This window comes from Stenotrophomonas sp. TD3 (genome assembly GCF_001939825.1).
Lineage (GTDB): Bacteria > Pseudomonadota > Gammaproteobacteria > Xanthomonadales > Xanthomonadaceae > Stenotrophomonas.
This window is the reverse complement of the sequence record NZ_MOYM01000001.1, coordinates 2,698,852-2,724,125: the sequence shown is the minus strand read 5'-3', so window position 1 is coordinate 2,724,125 and position 25,274 is coordinate 2,698,852. Positions and strand designations below refer to the sequence as shown.

Annotated in this window: 17 protein-coding genes, 1 tRNA gene and 1 pseudogene; 7 read left to right on the top strand and 12 right to left on the bottom strand. The window is 67.3% G+C overall.

All coding sequences use genetic code 11. The features are described from left to right. Positions 1-48 precede the first annotated feature (48 nt). The 3 genes from BKE09_RS12570 to BKE09_RS23740 form a co-directional block, all read right to left on the bottom strand. The gene (locus BKE09_RS12570; RefSeq protein ID WP_075675940.1) at positions 49-1,350 is read right to left on the bottom strand and encodes an aminotransferase class V-fold PLP-dependent enzyme; all 1,302 of its coding nucleotides are present in this window, start codon (positions 1,348-1,350) and stop codon (positions 49-51) included. Next, on the bottom strand, positions 1,350-3,752 hold the full coding sequence (locus BKE09_RS12565) for a TonB-dependent receptor (RefSeq protein ID WP_083663087.1): 2,403 nt from the start codon (positions 3,750-3,752) through the stop codon (positions 1,350-1,352). The genes BKE09_RS12570 and BKE09_RS12565 overlap by 1 nt, the downstream gene beginning before the upstream one ends. A gap of 254 nt (positions 3,753-4,006) precedes the next feature. Beyond that, positions 4,007-4,612 carry a hypothetical protein gene (locus BKE09_RS23740; RefSeq protein ID WP_240502906.1) on the bottom strand — a complete coding sequence of 202 codons (606 nt, stop codon included), beginning with the start codon at positions 4,610-4,612 and terminating at the stop codon, positions 4,007-4,009. On the opposite strand from BKE09_RS23740, the gene BKE09_RS12555 reads away from it, so the two are divergent. The 3 genes and pseudogenes from BKE09_RS12555 to BKE09_RS12545 all read left to right on the top strand — a co-directional run bounded on the left by BKE09_RS12555 (position 4,581) and on the right by BKE09_RS12545 (position 7,228). Further along, a complete protein-coding gene (locus BKE09_RS12555; protein WP_075675938.1) occupies positions 4,581-5,408 on the top strand; it encodes an AraC family transcriptional regulator in 828 nt (275 codons plus the stop codon). The genes BKE09_RS23740 and BKE09_RS12555 overlap by 32 nt on opposite strands. Positions 5,409-5,421: 13 nt before the next feature. Beyond that, on the top strand, positions 5,422-6,501 hold the full coding sequence (locus BKE09_RS12550; protein WP_075675937.1) for an alpha/beta fold hydrolase: 1,080 nt from the start codon (positions 5,422-5,424) through the stop codon (positions 6,499-6,501). 54 nt (positions 6,502-6,555) lie between these two features. Further along, a pseudogene (locus BKE09_RS12545) lies at positions 6,556-7,228 on the top strand (VOC family protein). 25 nt (positions 7,229-7,253) lie between these two features. Here the strand turns inward: BKE09_RS12545 and BKE09_RS12540 are convergent. Both BKE09_RS12540 and BKE09_RS12535 read right to left on the bottom strand, forming a co-directional pair. Beyond that, entirely contained in the window at positions 7,254-9,101 is a 1,848-nt protein-coding gene (locus BKE09_RS12540) for a M3 family metallopeptidase (protein WP_075676721.1), read from the bottom strand. A 73-nt stretch (positions 9,102-9,174) separates the two neighbouring features. Beyond that, a complete protein-coding gene (locus BKE09_RS12535) occupies positions 9,175-9,687 on the bottom strand; it encodes a hypothetical protein (protein ID WP_075675936.1) in 513 nt (170 codons plus the stop codon). An 82-nt stretch (positions 9,688-9,769) separates the two neighbouring features. Here BKE09_RS12535 and BKE09_RS12530 point away from each other — a divergent pair, with 82 nt between their 5' ends. Further along, the gene (locus BKE09_RS12530; RefSeq protein WP_075675935.1) at positions 9,770-10,396 is read left to right on the top strand and encodes a YiiX/YebB-like N1pC/P60 family cysteine hydrolase; all 627 of its coding nucleotides are present in this window, start codon (positions 9,770-9,772) and stop codon (positions 10,394-10,396) included. A 54-nt stretch (positions 10,397-10,450) separates the two neighbouring features. On the opposite strand, the gene BKE09_RS23505 is transcribed toward BKE09_RS12530, so the two are convergent. The 3 genes from BKE09_RS23505 to ubiA form a co-directional block, all read right to left on the bottom strand. After that, on the bottom strand, positions 10,451-10,627 hold the full coding sequence (locus tag BKE09_RS23505) for a hypothetical protein (RefSeq protein ID WP_170871745.1): 177 nt from the start codon (positions 10,625-10,627) through the stop codon (positions 10,451-10,453). A gap of 273 nt (positions 10,628-10,900) precedes the next feature. After that, positions 10,901-12,325, bottom strand: coding sequence for a TIGR00366 family protein (locus tag BKE09_RS12525; RefSeq protein WP_014038818.1), 1,425 nt, complete (start codon positions 12,323-12,325; stop codon positions 10,901-10,903). 166 nt (positions 12,326-12,491) lie between these two features. Continuing rightward, positions 12,492-13,385 carry a 4-hydroxybenzoate octaprenyltransferase gene (ubiA, locus tag BKE09_RS12520; RefSeq protein ID WP_005411493.1) on the bottom strand — a complete coding sequence of 298 codons (894 nt, stop codon included), beginning with the start codon at positions 13,383-13,385 and terminating at the stop codon, positions 12,492-12,494. A gap of 149 nt (positions 13,386-13,534) precedes the next feature. Here ubiA and BKE09_RS12515 point away from each other — a divergent pair. From BKE09_RS12515 to BKE09_RS12505, 3 genes are all read left to right on the top strand, one after another. After that, positions 13,535-13,611: transfer RNA gene (locus BKE09_RS12515), tRNA-Arg, on the top strand. A 9-nt stretch (positions 13,612-13,620) separates the two neighbouring features. After that, positions 13,621-14,814 (top strand): helix-turn-helix transcriptional regulator, encoded by a 1,194-nt coding sequence (locus BKE09_RS12510; protein ID WP_240502905.1) that lies wholly within the window; start codon positions 13,621-13,623, stop codon positions 14,812-14,814. Positions 14,815-14,896: 82 nt separating this feature from the next. Continuing rightward, positions 14,897-16,774 carry an aspartyl protease family protein gene (locus BKE09_RS12505; RefSeq protein ID WP_075675933.1) on the top strand — a complete coding sequence of 626 codons (1,878 nt, stop codon included), beginning with the start codon at positions 14,897-14,899 and terminating at the stop codon, positions 16,772-16,774. 43 nt (positions 16,775-16,817) lie between these two features. Here the strand turns inward: BKE09_RS12505 and BKE09_RS12500 are convergent, their stop codons facing one another. The 4 genes from BKE09_RS12500 to BKE09_RS12485 all read right to left on the bottom strand — a co-directional run bounded on the left by BKE09_RS12500 (position 16,818) and on the right by BKE09_RS12485 (position 25,268). After that, positions 16,818-17,225 carry a hypothetical protein gene (locus tag BKE09_RS12500; RefSeq protein WP_075675932.1) on the bottom strand — a complete coding sequence of 136 codons (408 nt, stop codon included), beginning with the start codon at positions 17,223-17,225 and terminating at the stop codon, positions 16,818-16,820. A gap of 155 nt (positions 17,226-17,380) precedes the next feature. Continuing rightward, positions 17,381-18,736: a Gfo/Idh/MocA family oxidoreductase gene (locus tag BKE09_RS12495; protein WP_075676719.1), complete on the bottom strand. Its 1,356-nt coding sequence runs from the start codon at positions 18,734-18,736 to the stop codon at positions 17,381-17,383. 65 nt (positions 18,737-18,801) lie between these two features. Continuing rightward, positions 18,802-21,777: a TonB-dependent receptor gene (locus tag BKE09_RS12490; protein WP_075675931.1), complete on the bottom strand. Its 2,976-nt coding sequence runs from the start codon at positions 21,775-21,777 to the stop codon at positions 18,802-18,804. A gap of 131 nt (positions 21,778-21,908) precedes the next feature. Beyond that, positions 21,909-25,268: a TIM-barrel domain-containing protein gene (locus BKE09_RS12485; protein ID WP_075675930.1), complete on the bottom strand. Its 3,360-nt coding sequence runs from the start codon at positions 25,266-25,268 to the stop codon at positions 21,909-21,911. Between the last annotated feature and the right edge of the window lie 6 nt (positions 25,269-25,274).

Genomic DNA, 25,274 nt, shown 5'->3' with positions numbered 1-25,274 from the left:
GAACATCCACGCCATGCGTGGATGGAATGTGCCGGCCAGCGGCCGGCACTACCCCAATGCCACCAGCGCCTGCACCAGCGCATCCATCTGCTCCGGCCGGGTGAACACCGACGGCGTCACCCGCACGCAGGCGCCGGAGTCCAACCCGTCGCGATGCGTGGTGAACACGCGATGCTCGTCCAGCAGGCGCTTCTGCAGCGCGATGTTGTCTGCCACGCTGGTGCGCCCGCGAAGACGGAAGCTCGCCAGCGCACTCGCCAGCGCCGGGTCCGGCGAGGACAGCACTTCGATATGTGCCATCTGCCGCGCCGGCACGGTCCAGCGCTCACGCAGGAAGCGCAGGCGCGCCTGCTTGTTGGCCACGCCGATGCGCTGATGCAGGGCAATGGCGTCCGGGAGTGCCAGGTAGGCGGCGAAGTTGACCGTACCGGTATGCACGCGGCTGCCCACCCGGCCATCGTCGGTCTCGCCCATGTAGGGGTCCAGGTCGGTCACGCGCGCCTTGCGCACGTACATCGCGCCGACACCGACCGGCGCACCGATCCACTTGTGCAGATTGATCCCGACGAAATCGGCCTTCAGCTGCGGCACCGCGTAGTCGATCTGGCCAAACCCATGGGCCGCATCAACGATCACATCGATGCCGCGCGCACGCGCACGCTCGGCGATCTCCGCCACCGGCAGCACCAGCCCATGGCGATGGCTGACCTGGGTCAGCAGCACCAGTTTCAGGCGTGGCAGCCGGGCGAATGCGGCCTCGTAGGCCTGCAGGATCTGCGCGTGGTCGGGCACCGCCGGCAGCGCGATGCGCTCGACCTGCACGCTGCGGCGCTGCTGCAGCCAGCGCATCGCGCCGATCATGCTGTCGTAGTCGATGTCGGCGTAGAGCACCTGGTCGCCGGGCTGCAGGCGGTTGTAGCCACCGATCAGCGCCAGCATCGCCTCGGTGGCGCCACGGGTCAGTGCGATCTCGTCGGCGCCCACGCCCAGCAACTCGGCCACCTGCCGCTGCACCGCCATGTACTGCGCCGGAAACTCGCGACGGCCATACCACGCGTTGCCACGGTTCACCTCGGCGGTATGCCGCTGGTAGCTGGCCAGCGTCTCGCGGCCCATCGCGCCCCAGTAACCGTTCTCCAAGTGGTTCACTTCATCGGTGATGTCGAAGTGGCTGGCCACGGCGGCCCAGTAGCCTTCATCGCGGGCCAGCACGTCCGGCGCCACGGTCGTTGCGGGAATCTGCATGGGCGCAGCGTAACCCGCGGCGGCCATGACGGGCAGTGAAGACAGTGCAGCTGCGGCCGGCAGCAAGGTGCCGGCACGCAACAGGTTACGGCGGCGGCTGTCCATCAGAAGCTCAGCCGGTACTGTGCGTACAGGTTGGCACCGTCGGTGTCGTACGGCGCGTTGCGCGAGTAGACCAGGCCGCGGCTGGCCTGGAAGGTCGCTTCGTCCGGATAGCGGTCGAACACGTTGTCCGCGCCCACGCGCAGGCTGTGGTGTTCGTTGATGCGATAGCCGACGGCCAGGTCGAGGAAGCTCATCGCACCGAAACGCTGGTAGATATCGCCCACTGCATTGCCGCTGGAGTCGGTCCAGGCACCGTAGTAGCGCATGCGCGCCATCAGCGACCAGGCACCGATGTCCCAGCTGCCGGTGAGGCTGCCCTTGTGCTCGGGCAGGCGGTCTTCGAACAGCACGCGCTGGGTTTCGTTGGTGGCCACCGAGGTGCTGCCGTTGTCCACCCGCGTACGGTTGTAGTTGTAGGCCAGGGTCAGCGTCATGCGGCCGGCGCCGAGATCGCGCAGGTAGTTGCCGACCACGTCCACGCCGGTGGTGGTGGTATCGAAATCGTTGGTGAAGTAGTTCACCGAGGTATAGCCCAGCGGATTCGGCGTGCCTGCCGGAATGGCAAAGCTGGCCGACTGGCTGAAGCGGTCGGTGAGCTTGATCTGGTAGACATCCACCGAGCCGGACAGGCCGAGGTCAGTGCGCCAGGTCAGGCCCAGCGACGCGGTACGCGATTCTTCCGGCTTCAGTGGCCTGGCACCGAGCATCTGCGCCAGCGGGTCGTTCGGCGACAGGCGGCCACTGGTGAAGATCTGCAGGGTGCGCGTATCCAGGCCCTGGGTGGTGCTGGTGGTGTTGAGCTGCGCCGGGGTCGGTGCGCGGAAGCCGGTGGACACCGTACCGCGCAGGGCTACGTCCGGGGTGATCGCGAAACGGGCCGACAGCTTGCCGTCCAGCGTACTGCCGAAGCTGGAGAAGTCCTCATAGCGGCTGGCCGCACCGATGCTCCAGCGCTCGCCCAGCGGCACTTCCATATCCACGTAGGCCGCCTTGCTGCGCTGGCTCCACTGCCCGGCCTGGCTGGCCGAGAAGCCCGGTGCGCCATTGGAGTTGGCTTCCAGGCCCGCGGCCGCGCCCGGGCCTACCGCGTACGAGGCCGGATCACCGGCGCGCACCTGGTAGGTCTCCTGGCGGAACTCACCACCGAAGGCGACGTTGATCGGCTTGGCCAGCGCGGCCACGTCCCACTCGTAGTTGAAGTCGGCGTTGGCGTTCTTCTCGGTCTGGGTCAGGCGGCCGAGATCGAACGCGGTCGGACTGGCCGGACCGAGCGAGGCGTTGATCGAGTTCTTCAGGCTGTAGTCGATGGCGTTGCGGCCATACGACGCGCTGACATCCCAGCGAAGCTTCGGGGTGATCTCGCCACGCAGGCCACCGACCAGTTGCAGGTCGTTCTGGACGTTGCCGTACTGCGGGCTGAAGCCCACCGGATAGATCGAACGCAGGTTCCAGCCGGGGAAGATCGCCGTGGTGCGGTAGGCACCGGTGGTGGTGTCCGGGTTGCGCCAGTTGAAATCGCTGACGCCATCGCTGTGGCTGTACAGGCCGAACGCATACAGCTCCAGCGTGTCGCTGGCATTGGCCTTTACGTTGAAGCCGACGCGGCGGCTTTCCAGTTCCGGCTGGCCCCAGCGCTGTACCGGGTTGGGCACGTCCAGATCCGGATGCGCGGCCTGGAAGGCGATCGCATCCGGGCGCTGGCGGGTGCGCGAGGTGGCGTCGGAGTTGGACGATTCGGCGAACAGCACCAGGCTGCCGTAGTCACCCAGCGACCAGCCGGTGCGCGCACTGAAATCGCGCGACGCGCCATCGCCCTGTGCGTACTGCGAATAGCCGGCGGTGATCTCGGTACCGGGGCCATCCTCGAGAATGATGTTGATGACACCGGCGATGGCGTCCGAGCCGTACTGCGCCGAGGCACCATCGCGCAGCACTTCGATGCGCTTGATCGCACTGGTTGGAATCTGTGCCAGATCGGCCGCCTGCGCCCCGCGGTTGCCGAGCAGCGCGCTGCGATGGAAGCGACGACCGTTGACCAGCACCAGGGTCTGGTCCGGCGACAGGCCGCGCAGCGTGGCCGGGCGCACGAATACCTGGCCGTCCGCCATCGGCAGGCGCTGCACCACGAACGACGGCACCAGCTGCGCCAGCACGTCCTTCAGGTCGGTGGATTCCACCGACTTGATGTCCTCCTTGGTGAACACGTCCACCGGCGCCAGCGTTTCGAACTGGGTGCGGTTGGACGCGCGGGTGCCGGTGACCAGCATCGCGTCAAGCTGGGTGGGTGCCGCACGGCTGCCCGCCGTAGCATCGACCGCATCGGCCTCCGCTGCAGTCGCGCCTCCTGCGCTGGCCATGGAAAGGGCAAGGAGGATGGAACGCGAAAGCTTCGAACGATGCACGGCAAGGCTCCGGGAGGACGCGACAGGGCCAGTACCTGTTCGGAAACAACAGGGCTGGACAAGGCGCGCAGTCTCGGCGCGATCTGTGAAGGAGCCATGACGTCAGTGCGACAGCTTGATGCAGGGTCGCGCATCAGTGCGAAAGGCATCCACGCATGGCGTGGATCTACTGGCAGGCCCCCCTGTGCCGGCCCACGTCGGCTTGGTAGATCCACGCCATGCCTGGATGAGCATTGGCGCCTCGCGGTGTGGGGCTAGTCCGTGTTCCTACCGCCGAAGCCAAGACGGGCCGGCCGTGCCGTGCGCAGTGGAAAGAACAGCATGCCAATGGACACCATCTGGAACGGTGTGAACAGGAACCAGATGTTGTCGGTGCCGATCGCCAGGATGTTGAAGTCCAGATCGCCGATCCACTCCAACCGCCACAACACCGTAACCACTCCCCCGACGGTCGGAACCGGCAGAACGCCGTGACCGGCCAGCAGCAACGTCGGTGTCAGCAGCCCGGCCACGAGCGCGAAGCCGGCGCGGTACACCCAGGCATTGCCCTTCCAGTACGGCGCGCAGCGCCACATCAGCAGCAGCAATGCGAGGGTCAACAACCAGGGCAACAGCCACTGGGTAACCACCATGTCCATCATCGGATCGGCTTCACCGGCCTGGCATCCCACGTCGTCGATCGCATCTCCCTGCCCCCCATAACGTCCATGAAGCGCGCATTGTTGCCGGTACGCCGGCAGACGCAAGGCCCCGGCAGCGCAAGAACTGCTAAACGCCCTGCCTGAGGATCCGCTACTGTGCCCGGCATCGGAATCGGGGAACGGCAGGATGAGCGCGGCAGGCAAGGCGTTGTGGTACATCGAAACCCATGCGGACCAGCCATTGGCGCTGGCCGATATCGCCGCCGCAGCAGGGCTGTCGCCGTTCCATCTGTCACGCCTGTTCCAGGCCCGCACCGGCACCTCGGTGGTGCGCTACCTGCGGGGACGGCGCCTGACCGCTGCCGCGCAGCGGTTGGCCAACGGGGCCGGCGACATCCTGCAGGTCGCGCTGGAGGCCGGCTATACCACCCATGCGGCATTCACCCGCGCCTTCAGCGAACAGTTCGGGCAGACGCCGGAGCGTGTACGCGAACAGGGCACCGATGGACTGGCGCTGGTACAGGCGATCCGCGTGGAGGATGCGCCGGCTGCCTGCGGTGAGGCGCCGCGACTGCTCGACACCCCCGCTTTCCAGGTGGTGGGCATCGGCATGCGGCATACCCGCGACAGTAGTGGGGCGATTCCCGGCCAGTGGGCGCAGCTCAACCGCGAATGGCCGACGCCGGCACCGATCAGTTTCGGCGTGTGCTGCAACAGCGATGACGATGGTGGCTTCGACTACGTCGCTGCGCTGCCCGCCAGCGCGCTGTCCACCGTGCCCGCGCATTGGCAGCGGATCGACGTACCGGCGCGTCGCTATCTGGTGGCCTGGCACGGCGGGCATATCTCGACCATCCGCTCGACCTGGTTCTGGCTGCTGGACCACTACCTGCCCGGCTCCGGCCTCAGCCTGGCCGATGCACCGGACCTGGAACGCTACGACACGCGCTTCGACGAGCACACCGGCAACGGCGGCGTGGAGATCTGGTTGCCGGTGGACGAACGCCCACGCTGACAAGGAGTTGAGGATGCGCATGACAGCCACTGTGATGGGAATGATGCTGATGGCGTTCGCGGGGGCCGCCAACGCCGGCGGGACCGGGATGGCAGGCGAACGCCACGGCACCACCACGGTGGCCAGCGCCGCGGTGCGCGATGCGCAACACCGCGACGCCCTGCGCTACACGGTCTGGTATCCGGCGCCCGCTGGCAGCAGGGAAACCGCCCTGACCATCGGTCCCCCCGATGCACCGCTGTTCGACGTCGGCCGCGTGGCACTGGATGCGCCGGTTGCGGGTGCACGCCTGCCAACCCTGTTGCTCTCCCACGGCAACGGCGGCAGCGCGCGCATGATGGGTTGGCTGGGTACGGCGTTGGCACGCGCCGGGTACCTGGTGATCGCAGTCGATCATCCCGGCAACAACGGCGTGGACGAGATGACCCTGCCTGGCAGCATGCTGAGCTGGCTGCGTGCGGATGATCTGCGCGCCGCGCTGGCGGCGGTGCAGGCCGATCCGCTGCTGGGTCCGCATGTCGATCACGAACGGCTGGGTGTGGCCGGGTTCTCCGCGGGTGGCTACACCACGCTGCTGGCCGCCGGTGCACGCCCCGACCTGCAGCGGCGGCTCGCCTTCTGCCAAGCGCATCCGGATGACGGCGTCTGCCGGCCCCAGCAGGAAGCCGTCACGCACACGATGGAGGCCCGTATTGCCGCTGCAAGCTCGCCGGAACTGTCGCCATGGATCTCCCACGCCAATGAATCGCGCGCGATCCCCGGCGTGCGCGCGGTATTCCTGCTGGCGCCAGCAATCGTGCAGGCATTTGCGCCGAAACAGCTGTCCTCGCTGAGGCAGCCGGTGTCGATCGTACTGGGCGAGGCTGACACGGTTGCGCCACCGCAGAGCAATGGCGAGGCTGCTCAGGCACTGATTCCGGGCGCTGCGCTGCAGCGTCTGCCGGATGTGGGCCACTACGACTTCCTGGCGACCTGTACGGCGGCCGGCGCGCAGAGGCTTCCCGAGCTGTGCACCGCGTCTGTTCCCAGGACGAACACCCACCAGCAGGCAGCGGATGCCGCGGTGCGATTCTTCGCCGACGCATTGCGATAGTGGCCGCCGGGCAGGCCCCGGCGCTACAGTGGGCGCGTCCATGGAGGTTCGGTCATGCGCCTGCTTCACCTCACCCTGCCGGTGTCCGACGTCGCCACCGTCGCGACGTATTTCCACGATGTGCTGCAGCAGCGCGTGGTCGGCAACCATGTGCACATCGGCTGGAGCACGATCGAACTGCAGCCGGCGGGTGACCACCCGGTCGGCGGCGTGCACCTGGCCTTCAACGTACCGGACAACCGCTTCAGCGAGGAGATGACCTGGCTGCGTGAGCGCACGCCGCTGCAGCGCAATCCGGCGGGGCTGGACTACTTCGCGCTGGAGAGCAGCTGGCACTCGCAGTCGGTGTACTTCACCGGCCCGGATGGCCTGATCCTGGAACTGATCGGCCGCCGCCGTTTGCCGGCCAGCGCACGCGAAGGCGCGTTCCACGACAGCGAGCTGACCTGCCTGAGCGAAGTCGGCCTGCCCAGCCACGATGTCGATGCCGTGCGCGCGCAGTCCAACCAACGTTTCGGCCTGCAACCGATCAGCCCGGCTTCGCCGCAGTTCGCGCCGATGGGCGACGACGAAGGCCTGCTGATCGTGGTCGCCGCCGATCGCCGCTGGTTCCCCGAGCAGAAGGATCTGCCCAATGCGCGGGGGCTGTTGCTGCAGGTGGGTGACGTCGCCGGCACCGGCGAACTCCGCGACGATGCCCTGGGGCTGGCGGGTTTTCTCGACCTGACCTGCCGTTCCAGACCTGATGCGCGCTACTGCGTGCGCACACCGTGCCCCGCTTCAACCTGCGCATGCAGCGCCTGCAGCCGCGCCGCCGTCTGGTTGAACACCTGCAGATCGGCATCGACCAGTGCCGGCCAGTCGGGTGCGTGCCCCAACAGCTGCGCCACCTGCTCGGTCGGCGCGCGGTCGAAGCCTTCGCCCAGCACGGCAAGATAGCGCTCACGGAACCCTTCGGGGTCGCGCTGGTCCTGCACGTACAGCTGGACGGCCAGCAATCCCGCGTACAGGTAGTTCACCAGATAGTTGGGGTCGTCATACATCAGGCGCTTGCCGATCCAGCTGTTGCGCAGCTGCGGATAGCGCTCCGGCTGCTGGCCGAAGCGCGCCAGCACGTGGCCGGTCAGCGCATCCAGATCATCGGCGGTACCCAGGGTGCCCGCGGCCACGCCCCGATAGATCGACTGCTCCAGCTGCGCTTCCTCGGAGGAGGTGAACAGCTGCAGCACCATGTCGTCCAGCAACGATTTCAGGTAGTAGGCCTTGGCGCGCGGATCCTGTGCCTGCTGGTACAGCTGGTCGCGGAAGCGCAGCTCGTTGTAGATCGCGAACGCCTCGGTCAGCCACTGGCTGCCATTGCGCTGCAGCGGCGACGCATGGCCGCGCTGCATCCACTCACCGTGCATGGCATGACCGGCTTCGTGGGCGATTTCAACATCGCTTTCCAGATCCCCCCTGCGCACCCCGACGTACAGCATCGCCGGCGCGCCAGGAGCATTCACTGCGAACGCATCCTGGCTGCGATTGCCTTGCCCGGTGGCCAGGTCCATGCGCTGGTTGACCGGATCGAGCAGCGCGCGCAACTCACTGACGTATGCCGGTCCCAGGTGCTGCATGGCGTCGGCGGCATTGTCGCGCAGCTGCGCCAGCGTCAGTACCGGCGGCATGTAGCCGGCATCGGGCAACGTGGTATCCCAAAGCTGCGGCGCATCGATGCCGGAGCGCGCGGCGTGGTGCAGCAGCATGTCCTGGTAGTCACGACGGTCCCCTGCATGACGTTCGATTGCCTGCAGCGTCGCATCCACCGCCGATGCATCCAGGCCCATCCGCTGGTAGCCCCGCGCCGGTGCGGAGCCATCGCCCTGCAGGCGCGCGGCGGCATCGTTCACCTGCACCAGGCCCAGCAGCACCGAGGCCATCGGCTCACGGCGCGAGTGCAGGCCCTGCCAGTAACCCTTCCAGCCCGCTTCCCGCAACGCGCGGTCCTGCTGCTGGGCCAGTGCCTGCTTGTCGTGCCCGGTGTCCCAGTGCCGACCATCACGCTCGATCTGCGGGTACTCGGCACTGCGCAGAATCTGCCCACGCAGCCGCGCGAAACTGTCCAGCGCCGGATCGGCCAGCGCCTCCACGGCCTCATCCAGCGCGGTATTGGCCGGGGCTGCAGCTTCCTTCAGCGCACGCGCGCGCAGGAAGGCATACGGTGCTGCCCACGCCGCGTCGGCAGGCGTCTCGCGCAGCGCAGCGCGACCAGTGCGGGCGATGCGGCTGCACAGCCCCATCACCTGATCCAGCGCCTGTGCCGGGCGAAGATCACGCGCGTTGCGGGCGGCCTGCAGATGCAGATAGCTGTGATGGCGCAGACACTGCGCCTGCAGTGCCTCGGCCTGCTGGAAGCGTTGCGCAGGTGCAAGCGCGGACGCCTGCTGCAGGGCCTCGACACGCTTGCCCAGTTCGTCACGCGCAGCCTGTTCGGCTGCCGCACTGGCGAAGTAGGCGCGATCGTCGGCCCGCAGCGACTGCGCCTGGACGCCGGTGAAGGGTGCCATCGCCAGCATGACGGTCATGGTGGCGGTGATGGTGCACATCCTGCGAGCCTGCATCGGCATCTCCCTGCCTGGATCAGGCTCCGAGCCTAGCAGCCGCCGCCCGGCCGCGCCTGTGCCGGAACAGGCATCAGATCGACTCATCCTCGCGCTTGACCAGCGTCCAGCAGGGCGACTGCGCGAAGGTGTAGGTCTGCTGGTCGCTGCTGTCCGGCGTGCGGATCTGGACCTGTCGTTGCCCATCGGCCAGCGTGCTGACCTGCATCTCACGGCCCTGCCCGGCCAACGCGGCGGGATCGGGCATCACCGGCCACTCGACATCGGCCAGCGCCAGGCGGCTTTCCACCTTGCGCGGTTCCGGCTCGGCCTCGGCATCGATGTAGCTGTCCAGCAGCGGATCGGCAGTGGCCTTTTCCTGCAGCGTGATCTCGTTGCCGAAGTGCTTCAGGAACGCATCGAACTGTGGGTAGGGGCATTCACTGCCGGCAGGCGCCGATGCAGGCTGGACCGCTGCCGCCGTGGACGACGGCGCGGGATGCGCGGGTGCGGCTTCCGTGGGCGTCGCCTGCGGTTCGGGCGTGCAGGCAACCAGCGCCACGCCACAGGCAAGCATCAGCACGGCAGCGGAACGGTTTCGACGCATGGGCTCATCCTGAATCCGGTTCGGTCGCCCCATGCTACCGCGCGCCCTACAATTCCGGCATTCCGCCTGTCCGAGACACCCCATGCGTCGCCTCCTGCTCCTGATCGGCCTGCTGCTGCCCGCCCTGTGGCCAGCGGTGGCGATGGCCGTCGATGTCCACGAGGGCGATCTGCTGTTCGTAACCGCCGGCCGCAGCGGGCTCAGCGCCGCCATCGACGATGCCACCGGCAAGCAGGGCGCACCCAGCTTCGATCATGTGGCCCTGGTCGCCGCGGCGCCGAAGGGCTATGACGTGCTGCACGCCGACGAGAAGGGATCGCGCCGGCAATCGCTGGTGGAGTTCCGCCAGGATGCGCGGGCCAAGCAGCGGCAGATCGTGGTCTATCGCCTGCGCGCACCGCAGCAGGCGGCGATCAAGGATGCGGTCGCCACCGCGCGCACGATGCTCGGCAAGCCCTACAACACGTCGTATGTGTTGAATGAAGACAGCTACTACTGCTCGGACTTCATCGAACGCGCGTTCCGTGCGCACCACGTGTTCGCACTGCAGCCGATGAACTTCCGCAACCCGCAGACCGGGCAGATCGCACAGCACTGGGTCGATCTCTACCGCGGCATGGGCATGGAGGTGCCACAGGACCAGCCCGGCACCAATCCCAACGACATGTCGGCAGCACCGGCGCTGCAGCGCATCGGCGTGCTGCAATAAGCGAAGCCCCGCGCAAGGCGGGGCTTCACCGGTCACTGCGCATGCGCGGCGCGGTCATTCTTCTTCGTCGTGGCCGCCCTGCTGCTGGCTGCGCTCTTTGCGCTGCTGATCCTGCTGCTGTTGCTGCTGCTGGTCACGGCGTCCCTGCTGCTGATCCTGCTGATTCTGCTGATCCTGCTGATTCTGCTGACCCGGTTGCTTCTGGTTCGGGTTATGGTTCTGCTGTGCCATGTCCGTTCTCCGAAAGCCACGCGCGGAATGCGGTGGACGTGGCCATCGTCTGCAGCGATTGGTTAATCACGCGTGGGGGGCCGGCTACATTCGTGTGTACGCGCGTGAATGAACGCGCAGAGCCCCTTGCGGCACAGGCAGATGAAGGATTCATGCGGGTTCGGCATGTGCTCATGCCGGCCTTGGCGCAATGCCCATTCATGGCGTGCTCCGCCGGAAACACGCGCTGAACGAGGCTGGCGTCCTGGTCGAGCACGGACGCCAGCCCTGCATTCAGGGCATCACCGGCGGCACATACGCCAGGGTCATGCCCAGCAGCCACAGCAGGCCCAGCACCAGCGGGATATGCACCAGCAGCTGGATGAAGGTGAACCCCACGATGTCGCGCGCCTTCAGGCCCAGCACGCCCAGCAGCGGCAGCATCCAGAACGGGTTGATCAGGTTCGGCAGCGCTTCGGCCGCGTTGTAGACCTGCACCGCCCAGCCCAGGTGCGCCTTCAGTTCGTTGGCGGCCTGCATCACGTACGGCGCCTCGATGATCCACTTGCCGCCACCGGACGGAACGAAGAAGCCCAGCACCGCCGAGTAGACGCCCATCACCAGCGCGAACGAATCGGTGCTGGCCACGTGCACGAACAGGCTCGACAGCCGGTGCGCCAGGGTCTGACCGTCACCGCCAGCGGCGTGGGTGAGGATCATCGCGATGCCGCCGTACAGCGGGAACTGGATCAGTACGCCGGTGGTGCTCGGCACCGCCTTGGCCACCGCGTTGAGGAAGCTGCGCGGGCGCCAGTGCAACAGCAGGCCCAGCGAAATGAACAGGAAGTTGTAGGTATTGAGGTTGGCGATCGCCGTGATCACCGGCTTGTTGGCGAACTCGTTGAACAGCCAGCCGAACGCCAGCAGCGAGAGCAGCACGGTCAGCAGCGGGCTGTATTCCAGCCACTCGCCCGGGCGCGTGCGTCGCTGCAGCGGCTCCGGCTCGGCCTGCGCAGCGCCAGGGAACTCCTCGGCGGTGCGGGCGCTGCCGGCGGCGGGTGCGGTCAGCCAGGCGATCAGCAGCGAGACCAGGATCAGTACCGAGGTCAGCGCGATCGACTGCCACAGGAAGATGGTTTCGGTGAACGGCAATACGCCGGTGATCTCCACCAGCCCCGGCGGCATGCTGGCCGGGTTGGCCTGCAGCTGTGCGGCCGACGAACTCAGCCCCATCGCCCACACCGCACCCAGGCCGAGATACGCCGACGCACCGGCCGCGCGGTAGTCCATGCGCAGTTCGGTACGGCGGGCCAGCGCGCGCACCAGCAGGCCGCCGAACACCAGCGAGAAACCCCAGCTGAGCAGCGAGGCCAACATGCTGACCAGACCCACGTACACCACCGCGCCACGACCGGTGCGCGGCACCCGGGCCAGGAAGTCGATGAAGCGTGCGACCACCGGCGCGGTCGCCACGGCGTAGCCACCGATGACCACGAAGGCCATCTGCATGGTGAAGGGGATCAGGCTCCAGAAGCCGTCACCGAAGGCGCTGGCGGTGGCCTGCGGAGTCGAGCCGAAGCCCATCGCCGCCAACGCGACGATGACCACGCCCAGCACCGCGAACACGTACGCGTCGGGGAACCACTTTTCCGCCCAGGCGGCCGAGCGCAATGCTGCGCGCGCCATCCAGCCGTCCTGTACTGCTGCCGTCGAGGCCATCGCCTACCCTCCCAGGTTCGATGGACCGATTCTGGGCGGTGGGGTGCGGGCTGTCAGCCACCTATTGGTCGTAGGTGGGAGAATGGTAGTGCCGGCCGCTGGCCGGCAACCTCGGGACTGCACACATGTGCAGCCGGCCAGCGGCCGGCTCTACCAGACCCTGGGCTCAACGCAGCGCCAGGTCCACGGCGATGCCGGCGAACAGCGCGGCACCCACCCAGTTGTTGTGCAGGAACGCCTTGAAGCACGGGCCGCGCTCGCGGTTGCGGCAGATCCAGAATTCGTAGACCACCAGCGCGGTGGCCACGGCCACGCCGGCCAGGTAGTACCCGCCCAGCCCGCCACGCACGCCGACCAGCGCCATCGTGGCCAGGAACAGCGCGTACAGCACGCCCTGGATGACCAGGTCGAGATCACCGAACAGGATCGCGGTGGAATGCGAGCCCATCTTCAGGTCGTCCTCGCGGTCGACCATGGCGTACCAGGTGTCGTAGGCGGTGGACCACAGGATGTTGCCGGCATACAGCAGCCAGCCCAGCATCGGCACTTCGCCCTGCACGGCGGCGAACGCCATCGGGATGCCCCAGCCGAACGACATGCCCAGGTAGACCTGCGGCAGATGGGTGTAGCGCTTCAGGTACGGATAGCTGGCGGCCAGGAACACGCCGATGAAGCTCAGGCCGATGGTCAGCCCGTTCAGGGTCAGCACCAGGCCGAATGCCACCAGCATCAGCACGGCGAACAGCGCCAGCGCGGCGCGGCCGCTGATTGCGCCGGTGGCCAGCGGACGCGCCTTGGTGCGTTCCACATGCGGGTCGAGCCAGCGGTCGGCGTAGTCGTTGATGACGCAACCGGCCGAGCGGGTCAGCCACACGCCGGCGGTGAACACGAACAGCGTCCACAGCGGCGGCAGGCCGCCAGCAGCCAGCCACAACGCCCACCAGGTGGGCCACAGCAGCAGCAACGTGCCGATCGGGCGATCAGCGCGCATCAGGCTCCAGTAATGCCGCCAACGCGGCGTCGCCGGCGACTGCGGCGAAGTAAGGGGGGTATCAGCCATGGCGATAGGATACTCCTGCCCCTCCGGCAGGGCTTTGCCCGTGGGGGGAGATTTGTTCGGCGAAACTGGATAGAATGCCGGTCCCGCACCGCTTCATGGCGCTGCGATGCCCGCCCCGGCACTGGCCGACGGCGCGGCGGTTCTACAACGCGCCCGTAGCTCAGCCGGATAGAGTAGTGGCTTCCGAAGCCATTGGTCGGGGGTTCGAATCCCTCCGGGCGCGCCATCTCCCCCAGTGTTGCCTGCATGCCGCCAGCCCGCGCTGGACGTTGCCGCGCGCTTCATCAACACTGCGCGCATGACGCCACCGGATCTGCTGCAGCTGGCGGCAGGCGCTGCGATTCTGGGCCTGGCCGCCTTGTCCACCGGAGTGAGCTTCGGCCGCGCTCGGCGTGGCAGTCATCTGCTCACCATCTTCTTCGCCTGTTTCGCCGCCGCCAATCTGTTCGGACTGGTGCTGTTGGGTGGCCAGGCCTGGCTCTCGGCCGACGCGGTGCGCTGGCTGCGGGTCATCGAAGTGCCGCTGGTCTATCTGCTCGGTCCGCTGCTGTATGGCCATGCGCGTGCGCTGCTGTTGCCCGCACCGGGCCACACTTCGTTGCTGCCGCTCGCGCATCTGCTGCCGGCCATGCTCGCGTTCGTCGTTTCCCTGTTGAACGCTGTTGCGCCTTTCGACGTCTCGCCGCTGGGCAAGGCGCTGTTCCAGCTCAGCTTCCATGGCTGGCTGCTGCAGGGTGCGCCCTACCTGCTGGCCACGCTGTGGCTGTCGCTGCGCACGTCTTCGGCCCCGCGCGGAACCCCCATCCAACGCAGCGGGCTGCGCGGGCTGGCGATCGTGATGGCCGGCTGCTGGCTTGCCAGCGCGATGAACCGGTGGCCGCCGGACGCTGCTCCGCTGCTGGCCAGCATCGGGCTCAGCCTGCTGACCACCGTGGGCATGTATCTGCTGGCCTGCCGCGTGGTGCGGCAGCAGCTGCGCGCGCCTGTGAGTGCCGCCGCACCGGGCGTGGGGAATCTCATCCCCGCGCCCATCGAGGACGTCGCCGTCGCACGCTACGAGCGCTCGGGCATCGACGCCGCGCAGTGCGCGGCCATCGCCAGCGCGCTGACCGCATTGATGCAGGACGAACGCCTGTATGAAGCGCCCGGGCTGGATCTTCAGTCCCTCAGCCAGCGCAGCGGCTGGTCACCCAACCAGGTCTCGCAGGCGCTCAACCAGGGTTTGGGCCAGAGCTTCTCCGAGTTCGTGACCGGTTTCCGCATCACGGCCGCGAAGTCCTTCCTCTCCGACCCCGCCGACCCACGCAGCGTGCTGGACATCGGCCTGGCCGCCGGCTTCGGCAGCAAGTCCACCTTCAACAGCGCGTTCAAGCGCGCCACCGGGCAGACACCGAGCGAGTTCCGCCGCAGCCGCGCCACCTCCGGCTGAACGTCCAATCCTTCACGCCCGGTCGAACGGCGCCCGCCGCTGCGTTGCCATCAGCGCTCGACCCGATGAACAAGGTGATGCGATGCGATGGCAACGGATGATGTTCGGCCTGCTGTGGATGCTGGCGGTTCCCGTGCAGGCTGCGGTGGGGGATGCGGCGAGTGTGCTGGCCCGGGCCCGTGCAGCCAGTGGCGGCGAGCCGTGGCTGTCGGTGCAGCGCCTGCAGGCTGAGGGAGAGCAGTCGCTCGGCGGCTTGCACGGGCGCTGGCAGCTCAACCAGGACCTGCGCGCCGGTCGCTATGCCGAACAGGCGCAGCTGGGAGCCTTCGCCGTCGCCCAGGGGTTCGACGGCCAGCTGTCCTGGCGGCGTGACTACGGCGGCGAGGTCGGCCTGCTGGACGGTAGCGTGCCACGCCGCACCGCGCGCACGCAGGCGTGGCTGGCCACCCGCGCCTACTGGTCCAGCGCCTATCCGGCCTCGCGCTTTGCGGGCCCACGCACCGAGGGCCACGACGGGAAGCGCTATGACGTGCTGGCGACGACGCCGGAGGGCGCGGACCCGATCGAACTCTGGTTCGACACCCGCAGTGGCCTGCTTGGCCGCGTGGTCATTGCATCCGCGCGCACACCCACCGCCACCACGCTGGAAGACTACCGGGCGGTCGATGGCCTGCTGCTGCCCCATCGCATCATCACCGACACCCTCGATGCCCAGGGCCGTGCCGATCCGCGGCTGCGCAGCGACGTGCAGGTGCAGCGCTACCGGGTGGATCTCCCTGTGCCGGATGGGCTGTATGCACCACCAGCGATGGCCGACGACAGCTACATCGAGGATGCCAGCGGCACCACCCGCGTCCCGTTCGACCTGATCAACAACCATGTCTACATCGAGGCCGAAGTGGACGGCCAACCAGCGCGCTTCCTGGTGGATACCGGCGCCATCAACCTGCTGACACCGATCGCCGCCAAGCGCCTGGGGCTGACCACAGCGGGCCGCCTGAGCGTGCATGGTGCCGGCGACAACGCCAGCGACCTGGGCCTGGCGCAGGCCCGCCACCTGCGCATCGGTGGCGCGCACCTTGCAAACCCGGTGTTCCACATCATCGACCTCGGCCAGCAGATCAACTCGATGGGCGTGCCACACGATGGCTTCATCGGCTACGAGACCTTCCTGCGCTTCGTCACCACCTTCGACTATGGCGCGCGCGTGCTCAGCTTCACCCGACCGGGCCACTACCAGCCGCCCGCCAGCGCGGTGGTGCTGCCGTTCGAACAGGACGACCGCGCACCGGTACTGAATGGCGAACTGGACGGCATCCCGCTGCGGTTGTGGCTGGACACCGGCTCACGCAACTCGCTGAGCCTGAGCAGCCCGTTCGTGCGTACCCATGGTCTGTTGGAGAAATACCACGCCAGTGAGGAGGCGGTGCTTGGATGGGGCCTCGGTGGCCCGGGCCGCGCGCGACCGGCCCGGCTCGGTGTGCTGCGCATGGGCAGCATCGAGGTCACCGGCCTGGTCGGTGATCTGTCCAGCATCGACAAGGGTGCGCTGGCGCTGGCCGACTATGGCGCGATTCTCGGTGGCGGGGTGTTGCGGCGGTTCTCCATGGGCATCGACTACGATGCCAAGCGTCTGTACCTGGTGCCCAACGCCGAAAGCACGCAGCCCGATGCCTTCGATCGCAGCGGGTTGTGGCTTCAGGCCGAGGACGCTGCACTGCGTGTGGCCGATGTGGCGCCGACCAGCGCTGGTGCGCGCGCGGGGCTGCGAAGGGATGATCGCATCGTCATGATTTCAGGCGAGCCGATTGCCACGCGGAAGCTGGCGGACTGGCGTGCGCTGTTGCGTGAGCGTCCGGTTGGGACGCGCGTGGGCATCCGTTATCTGCGCGATGGCCGGCAGGTGGATACCGAGCTGGTGCTGGGGGATCGGGTGAATGAGCGTTGGCCTGCCGATTGAGCCGGGACCGATGCGAACACAGTAGGCCATCCATCGATAGCCATCATGGAATGCGGCTGCGCCGCGCCGGTTCTGCGGTGCTGCCGGTGGATGGTCCGCCCGGTCTGCGCGCGTAGCTGTAATCGGGATCCCGGGAGGCGCGCACGACCGGACTTCGTGCGTGTCTGATCACGCCGGGGAACCAGGACAACACCGACACCGCGGCCCAGATCGCAGCCAACCAGAACCATCGGCCCGAGGCATACGCCCAGATCATGGGCAATGCAGCCAGCAGCACGACGATCTGCGTATACAGCAGGTAGAGCGTATGCAGGCCCAAACGGGGATCCGAGCGCAGCACCACGCCACATCCCCTGCATACCGTCTTCGCCTGCCGTCTCGATGCGGAAAGCAGCGGAAATCGCTGCCCAGCAGCGCCGCAAAGTGGACAGGTGAAGGTCAGCACGCGCATCCGGAAGCTCCTCTCCACCGATTGGCGTCATCTGCCAGGTACGTATCCGAGCCTAGCATGGGCTTGGCAGGGTGGTGCCACAAACAGCAACGCCGGGCACGGCCCGGCGTTGCATTCAAAGCAGTCGAGCATGGCTCGACTCTACACAGAGCAGGTCAGTACTTCCCGTCGAACGCGAAGATCGGCTTGCGCTGCTTCCACGCACCTGCGGTGAAGTCCGGGAACTCCAGCGTCTGGAAACTGTTGGCGATCGACTGCTCGCTCAGCGGGGTGATCGCACTCCAGGTCACCGCGTCGTAGATGTCGATCGGCATCGGTGCCTTGGCCTTCAGTGCTTCAACGAAGGCATGGATGACGAACCAGTCCATGCCGCCGTGGCCGGCGCTGGCGGCGGTGTCGGCATTCTGCTTCCACAGCGGGTGCTCGTACTCGTCCTGGTACTTCTTGAACTCTTCCCACTGGTGCGGCGGGCTGCGGCCTTCGATGTGGATCGAATGGTTCACGTCCATCCACAGGCCCTTGGTGCCCTGCACGCGGAAGCCCATCGAATATGGGCGCGGCAGCGAGGTATCGTGCTGCAGCAGGATGGTCTCGCCGTTCTCGCAGGCCAGCGTGGTGGTGACGATGTCGCCCAGCTTGAACTTCACCTTGGTGCTGGGATGGGTGGTGCCGCCACTCTTGGCCACGGTGTATTCGTGCAGGCCGCGCGCCTTGGTCGCGAAGGCGTTGATGTGGGTGAAGCGGTTGCCGCGGTTGATGCCGGTGTACATCGCGCAGGGGCCGATGCCGTGGCTGGGATACAGCTCGCCGTTGCGCTCCACCGAATGCTCGGTGCGCCAGCGTGCTTCGCTCCAGCCCTTGGGACCGAATTCCACGCCGCTGTCGTAGGGCTGGTTCGGGTCGCCGGAATTGAACTTCACGCCGCGCAGGTCGTGCTGGTAGCCGGCCTGCAGGTGCACCAGCTCGCCAAACAGGCCCTGGCGCACCATCTGCAACGCGGCCATCACGTCGCGGCGGTAGCAGACGTTCTCCAGCAGCATGTACGGGGTGCCGGTACTCAGCTGGGTCTTCAGCACCTCCCAGTGGTCCTGCAGGGTGATGCCGGCCACCACTTCGCAGCCCACGGCCACGCCGGCCTGCATCGCGGCAATCGCCATCGGTGCGTGGTATTCCCACGGCGTGGCGATGATCACGCCATCGATGCCCTTCTGCTCCAGCAGGCGCTTCCAGGCATTGGTGTCGCGGTCCTGGCCGTAGGTCTTCGGCGCCGACTTGCCGGCCTTGGCCACCATGTCCACGGCACGGCCAAGCATGATCGGCTCGATGTCGCACAGGGCGACCACCTCAACATCGTCGCGCCGCACCAGCTCCTTCAGCAGCACCAGGCCGCGCATGCCGGTGCCGATCATGGCCAGGCGCACCTTGCGCCCGCGTGCCCAGGCCGGGGTCTGCGGCAGCAGGCTGCTGGCGGCGACAGCGGCACTGGCCGCGATGAATTCCCTACGCTTCATGGCAAACATCTCTCCTCTTGGCAGCGTGCCGGCCGCAGCCGGCACGCCAGGTCACGCAAACGGAATTACTTGAACCGGTAGCCGATGGTCACACTGTAACCACGGCCGAAGATGGTTGCGTAGTCACTGGAGTCACCCAGGAAGCTGTTCGGGTCGTAGAACGGCAGGCGGTTGAACAGGTTCTTGACGGTGAAGCTCAGGTTCCACGCATCATCCGGGCGCCAGGTGACGCTCATGTTGGCGGTCCACCACGACGGTGCACCGTCACACTTGCTCTTCTGCAGGGCCAGGTAGCCACCGGTGCAGGTTTCCTTGTTGTTGCTCACTTCATCGACCTGGTCGGTGGCCCACTTGGTGCCGCCCACGTAGTTGACGAACATGCTGGTGGTCACCTGCTTGTAGGTCCAGTCGGCATTGAGCGTGGCACGCAGGCGCGGGTTGTTGTAGTAGCCCACCACGTCGCCGTAGTACCAGCCGTTCTCGGCGTCCATGTAGAAGCGGTTGCGGTTGGCGATGGTGGCGGCCAGGCCGATGTTCAGGTTGCCCCAGTCGCCCAGCGAGAAGCGGCTGCGCGCATCGATGTCGAAGCCGTCGATCAGGGTCTTGCCGCGGTTCTTGTACTGGCCCACCACGCTGGCCACGTTGCCGGCGGAGTACCCCGGCAGGTTCGCCGGGCAGCTCACGCCGCTGGCCGGGTCGGCGCACATCGCCGCCAGCTGGGCCAGGTTGGCACGGTCGCTGTCGGTGATCGGCGAGCGCGACATCGAGATGATGTCTTCCATGCGGCGATAGTCCGGCGCGACGATTTCATTGTTGCGGTAGATGAACCAGTAATCGGCCGACACCGACAGCCAGCTCGCCGGCTCGTAGACGAAGCCGAGGGTGGCGATCTTCGCCTTCTCCGGCTTCAGGTCCTTGTTCGGCTGGGTCATGCGCGCCACGGTGCGGCTGCAGTCGACGTTCAGCAGGGTCTTGCCGAGATCGACATCGCCCGGCCGCTGCGATTTCAGCAGCAGGTTGGCGATGGCATTGGTCTCGTTGCAGCGCAGCTCGTCGCGGAAGCCGCCGAGCTGAGCGAACACGCCGCCATTGCCGGACTCGGCCAGGCTCGGTGCACGGAATCCAGTGGAGTACGTACCGCGCAGCATCAGCTGGTCGAATGCCTGGTACTTGAAGCCGATCTTCGGCGCGATGTTGGCGCTGAAGTTCGGGTACTTGTCCACGCGCACCGCGGCATCCAGTTCCAGCTTGTCGGTGATCGGTGCCACGGTCTCGGCGAACAGCGCGTAAGTGTTGCGCTTGCCGTCGAACCACGAGCCGCCCTGCTGGGAAATCAGGCCATTGGCTGCATCGGCGTTGCCCGGGGTGTAGAAGGTTTCGCGGCTGGCGTTGAAGCCGAACGCGGCGCGCATCTCACCGGCCGGCAGCTGGAACAGCGGGCCTTCGATCTTGCCGTCCAGGGTGTGCAGGCGCGTCCACGACTGGATGTCGAAGGTCGGGAACGCTTCCCGGATCAGCGCAGCGTTGGCTTCGCTGATCTCGCCGAACTTGTACGCCGGGTGGTCGGAGATGATCACGCGGCCCGTGGTCGGATCGATCGAGTACGGGCCGAAGGCCTTCTCGAAGCCCTTGATGTTGACGTTGATCGTCTGGTAGGTGGTGGAGTGCGTACCGGCGCTGGCGAACGCGGTCTCCCAGTTCCAGTCACCCACGTCGCCACGCGCGCCGGCCAGCACGCGGTAGCTCTTGTCGGTGTTGCGCTGGCCGAAGTAGTTCGGGCCGGCATCCTGCAGCAGGTAGTTCAGGCCGACCACGCCGCCCATCATCGCCTTCATCTGCGGGCTGGCGTGGTTGTACTCGTTGTTCGGGCCCAGGAACGGGTACAGGAACTGGTTGACGTTGTTGCCGGTGTTGCGCGAGAACCAGCTGGTCGGGTTGCCGGTGGTGGTGCCGTAGGTGCGCGGCGTGCCGCCATTGGCGCGCAGGTCGATATCGGTGTAGGTCGCCTCGGCGAAGATCTCGGTGCTGTCACCGACCAGGAAGGTGCCGTTGAGGTAGGCGGTGTTGCGCTCGGACTTGGCGCCGGCATCGATCTCGTTGTTCATCCAGGTTTCCCAGACGCAACGCGGGCCGGCCGCTTCACTGGTCAGCACGTTCTTGCAGCCCGGCGCGGCTTCCTGCACGCGGCGGCCGGTGACCGGATCGAAGGCGAAGTAGCTGCCCGGGTTGAACTCGCCCGGCTTGCTGCCTACGCCCAGGCGCAGGTTGTTGAGGTAGTTCGGGTTGTTGACGTAGTACTGGTCGGGCCGCTTGTCGTAGAAATCGCTGAGCGGAATCGCGTCGCGGCGGTACATGTTGACCGCGCCGTAGATGTTGAAGCGGTTCTCGGTCAGGTCACCGAAACCGGCGGTGATGCTGGCCTGGCGCTCGCCGTAGGAATCGATGCGCGACGAGGTGTCGTTGGTGAAGCTGACCTCGGCACCCTGGAAGTTGCGCTTGGTGATCACGTTGATCACACCGGCCACCGCATCGGTGCCGTACACCGCCGAGGCGCCGTCGGTCAGCACTTCCATGCGCTCGATGGCCGCGGCCGGGATCGCATCGATGTTGACGAACTGGGTCTGGAAGCCGGCCGGCGCACCGTAGTACGACAGGCGACGACCGTTCAGCAGCACCAGCGTGCCCTGTGCGCCGAGGCCACGCAGGTTGGCCTGCGAGGCACCATCGGAGCCGGTGAACAGCGAACGCGCGTCCTGCTGCGCCGGGCGTGCGGCCGGCAGGTTGTCCAGCACCTGCAGCAGCGTGCGCGCACCCATGTTCTGGATGTCCTGCTTGCTGATCACCTGCACCGGCGATGCGGTTTCAACGTCGGTGCGGCGGATGTTGGAGCCGGTGACCTCGATGCGGGCCAGGTCGGTGGCCTTGTCCTTGCTCTCCTGGGCAAAGGCAGGAGCAGCAAGCGAGAACAGCGCGCCGGCAATGGCCAGCGTCAGCGGAGCGATCGAGCGACAGGGGGGGCGGTGGTGGCGGGCGGGCAACATCGGGGTTCTCTCCTGGCAGGGGTGCGGCGCAAAAGTGAGCGCGTGGGCGTTCGGCGGGCAAAACGCTCCCGGGCCACGGCCTTGAGGGCCGTAGTCGGAATGGGCGGGGGAGGAGCGGTGTTACGAGGGAGTCATGGGGCGACGATGCTGGCGGAGTCGCCCTCCTGGCCGATCAGTACGGCGTTGGCCCAGTTGGCGCAGACCTGGGCGGGTTGGCTGCCCTGCGCACCCAGCGTGCGCAGGCTCAGGGTGGAAAGGCCTCGGATGTCCAGCTCCGGCTTGACCACGCCGGGCGCCTTCACCAGGCCGCTGTCGTACAGCAGGCGGTTGTCACCCCAGACCTGGAACTGCAGGCCACCGGCGTTGCGGCAGGCGTCGTCGATGCCGAGGTCGGCGCGCAGCAGGTGCCAGCCGCCCTGCAGGCGCAGGTCGATGCGGCTGTTGGCGCCGACGCCCAGGCCACGGCGGAACTGCAGCCCGTTCATGCGCATGCCGGCGTCGCCACGGAAGGACTGGTCGGTGCGCACCTGGCTGGCCAGCGCGGCCGGCACCGGCAGCTCGGAGAGATAGCGCTGCCGGGCCGGTCGCTCCGGTTCCTGGTGTTCAAGAATGTGGAAGGTGGACAGTGCGATCGGGCCGACATCGCGCGGCTGCAATGCATCGAACGCGCGGGCGCTGCCCTGTGCGGCGGTCACCATCGGGTCGGTGCTGCTGGCGCCGTCGCCTTCGGGGTTCTGCACGCTCAGCACGCGGAAGCGCAGCAGGCGACCGGCGTGGGCCGGGAAGTCGATGCGCTGCACGCCTTCCTTCAGCTGCAGGCGGCCGCGGGCGATCGGCTCGCCCCACTCGCCATTGCTGTCACCCAGGTACACCTCGTAGTCGCGGACCTGGCCGTGCTTCCAGTTCTTGTCGTTGCGCGGCGCGATGTCGATGCCATCGATCATCTTCCGCTCGCCGAAGCCGATCACCCACTCATGCGCGCCGGTGCGCACGGCCTGGTTGCGCACGCTGCGGAACCAGGTGCCCGGATCATCATCGAAGGCATTTTCCAGCGCATGGCCGGGCTCTTCGGCCGGGCGGTTGACCACCAGCAGGCTGTCGGCCGGCAGTTCGCGGCCCAGCACCGGCGCCGCCGGATAGGCGTCATCGGCGGCTGCGGCAGCGACTGCGAAGTCCAGCTGCAGCTGCAGCGGCTGGCGGATGTCCTGTGTGGCCGTGCGCACATGCAGCGTGCCGCGGCGCTCCTGCGCGTCGAAGTACCAGCCTTCGTTGGCGCTGTTGAAGGCGGCGGCATCGGCCAGCGCAGGCAGCGCGCGACCACCGGACTGCACCGCGCGCGGCGCCTGGCGGCTGAGCACGCGCAGGCCGTAGCGGCGCTGCGCCAGCTGGCCGTTGTACTGGCCTTGCACGGCGTCGATCTGCACCTGCACCGGACCACTGCCCTGCGCCGGCGCCTGCACGCGGATCTGCTGCGTGCTCGATTCGCCCTGCTGGTAGCGGCGGGTGTTGCCGTCGTCTTCGTACAGCGTGTACTGCGAATCGCCCTGCGGGTACAGGTCGAACGTCACCTCATCGAGTGGCTTTTCGCCATCGAACAGCATCGACGGGTACATCGGCAGGATCGCGCCGGCACGCACGAACACCGGCAGCGTGGCCAGGTCCACCTGGCGGTCGAGCTGGCGGCCATCGGCGGTGGCCTGCACGCGGCGGCCGTCCCAGTAGTCGATCCAGCCGCCGGCCGGCAGGTGGATGTCGCGGCGCCAGCCACGGCTGGCCGCCTGGCTGCGGTACACCGGCGCCACCAGCAGGTCGCGGCCGAGCAGGAACTGGTACTTGTAGGTTTCATCCTGCGCGTGCGGGTCGCGCGGGTTGTCCCACATCAGGCCACGCACCGGCGGTGCACCGGTCTGCGCGGCCTCGTGCACCAGCCCGTACATGTACGGGGTCAGGCGCATCTTCAACTTCAGGTAATCGCGGTTGATGCTGCGGTAGGGCTCGTCGTACCACCAAGGGTGCTTGCGCGCATTCGACGACCAGCCGCTCATGCCCATCAGCACCGGGGTGAATGCCTTCCACTGCAGATCGCGGGTGAAGGTCTCGGCGCTGCCGCCGAAGATCGCATCGACGTCGCCGCTGGCGTAGGCCATGCCGGACAGACCCGAACCGACCAGGGTCGGTACGTGCCAGCGGATGTAGTCCCAGCTGCTGCTCTGGTCGCCGGTCCATGCCACCGCGTAACGCTGGATGCCGGCCCAGCCCATCACCGTCCACAGGAACGGGCGCGAATCGGAATTGTCGAGGATGCCGTTGAACGCCTGGCGGTTGGCATCCATCGCGAACTGGTAGCCCTTGCCGGTCCAGGCCACGTCCAGCTTCTGCACGCGGCTGCCTGCCTTGCCCACTTCCCAGGCGATCTTGTCGACGCCGTTCTCGGTCCACAGACCGGTGCGGAAGCCGTACGAGGCCAGGCCCTTCACCGTTTCCGGCAACTGCTTGTAACCGCAGCCGTACCCATCGTTGGGCAGGATCCAGCCACCGGGCATGTCGTGGGCGCGGTACTGCTTGGCTACGCTGTCGATCACATCCGGCGTGGTGCCGGTCGGGCCGTCGCTCCAGCCTTCAGGCACGGTGCCGGGCTTCTTGCGGTTGTCGCCGTCGTTGTAGCAATCGGCATCGCCGTAGGACAGCGCCCAGCGCGCCACCATGTTGGGGCGACCGGTCAGCTGGGTGTAGCGTTCGATCAGCTTCGGCAGATCGGCGCCTACGAAGTAATAGGCATCGAAGCGGTCTTCGCGATGCAGCAGCGTGGCCTGGTCGGCCTCGCGCAGATCGTAGCTGCCATCGCTCCAGGTATTGCGCAACATGCCCCAGCCGCGGCTGCTCAGCAGCATCGGTGCCGGGCTGGGGCGGTCGCCCTCTTCCCAGCCGCCGGAGTAGGACACTTCCAGCTCGCGGCCCTTGAACTGGTAGCGGCCGTTCTGCTGGCCACCGCCGTAATAGCCTTCGTCGGCCTGCGAGGACAGCACCTGCACGCTCTGCGTGGCATCCAGGTCCAGTGGTTGCAGCTCCTGCCAGAGGGCGGTGGGCTGGCCGTTGTCCAGCCGATCCAGGCGCAGGCGCAGCGGCTGCCGTTGTACATGCAGCACCAGTGCATCGGTGCGCACGCGGATCTCCTGCGCGTCTTCTTCCAGCTGCGCGTGCACGTTCGCCTTGGGCTGCGGCAGCACGATCGGTGCAGCCTTGTCGCCGGAACCGGTCAACTTGCCGTTGCGGCCGGCCTGCACGCGGATGATGTCGGTGGCCGGCAGCTCAATGCGGATGCGCGCGCCCTTATCGGTCTGCAGGTCCCAACCCTGCACGCCGTCGCGGCTGTCGCTGGCGGCCACCGAACGCAGATTGCCGACCGGCTCGGCCCGGGCCGGCATGGACGCCAGCATCAACGCCGGCAACAGGGCCAGCATCAGCGGCGAGCGACGAACGCAGTTTTCCACGCGGAC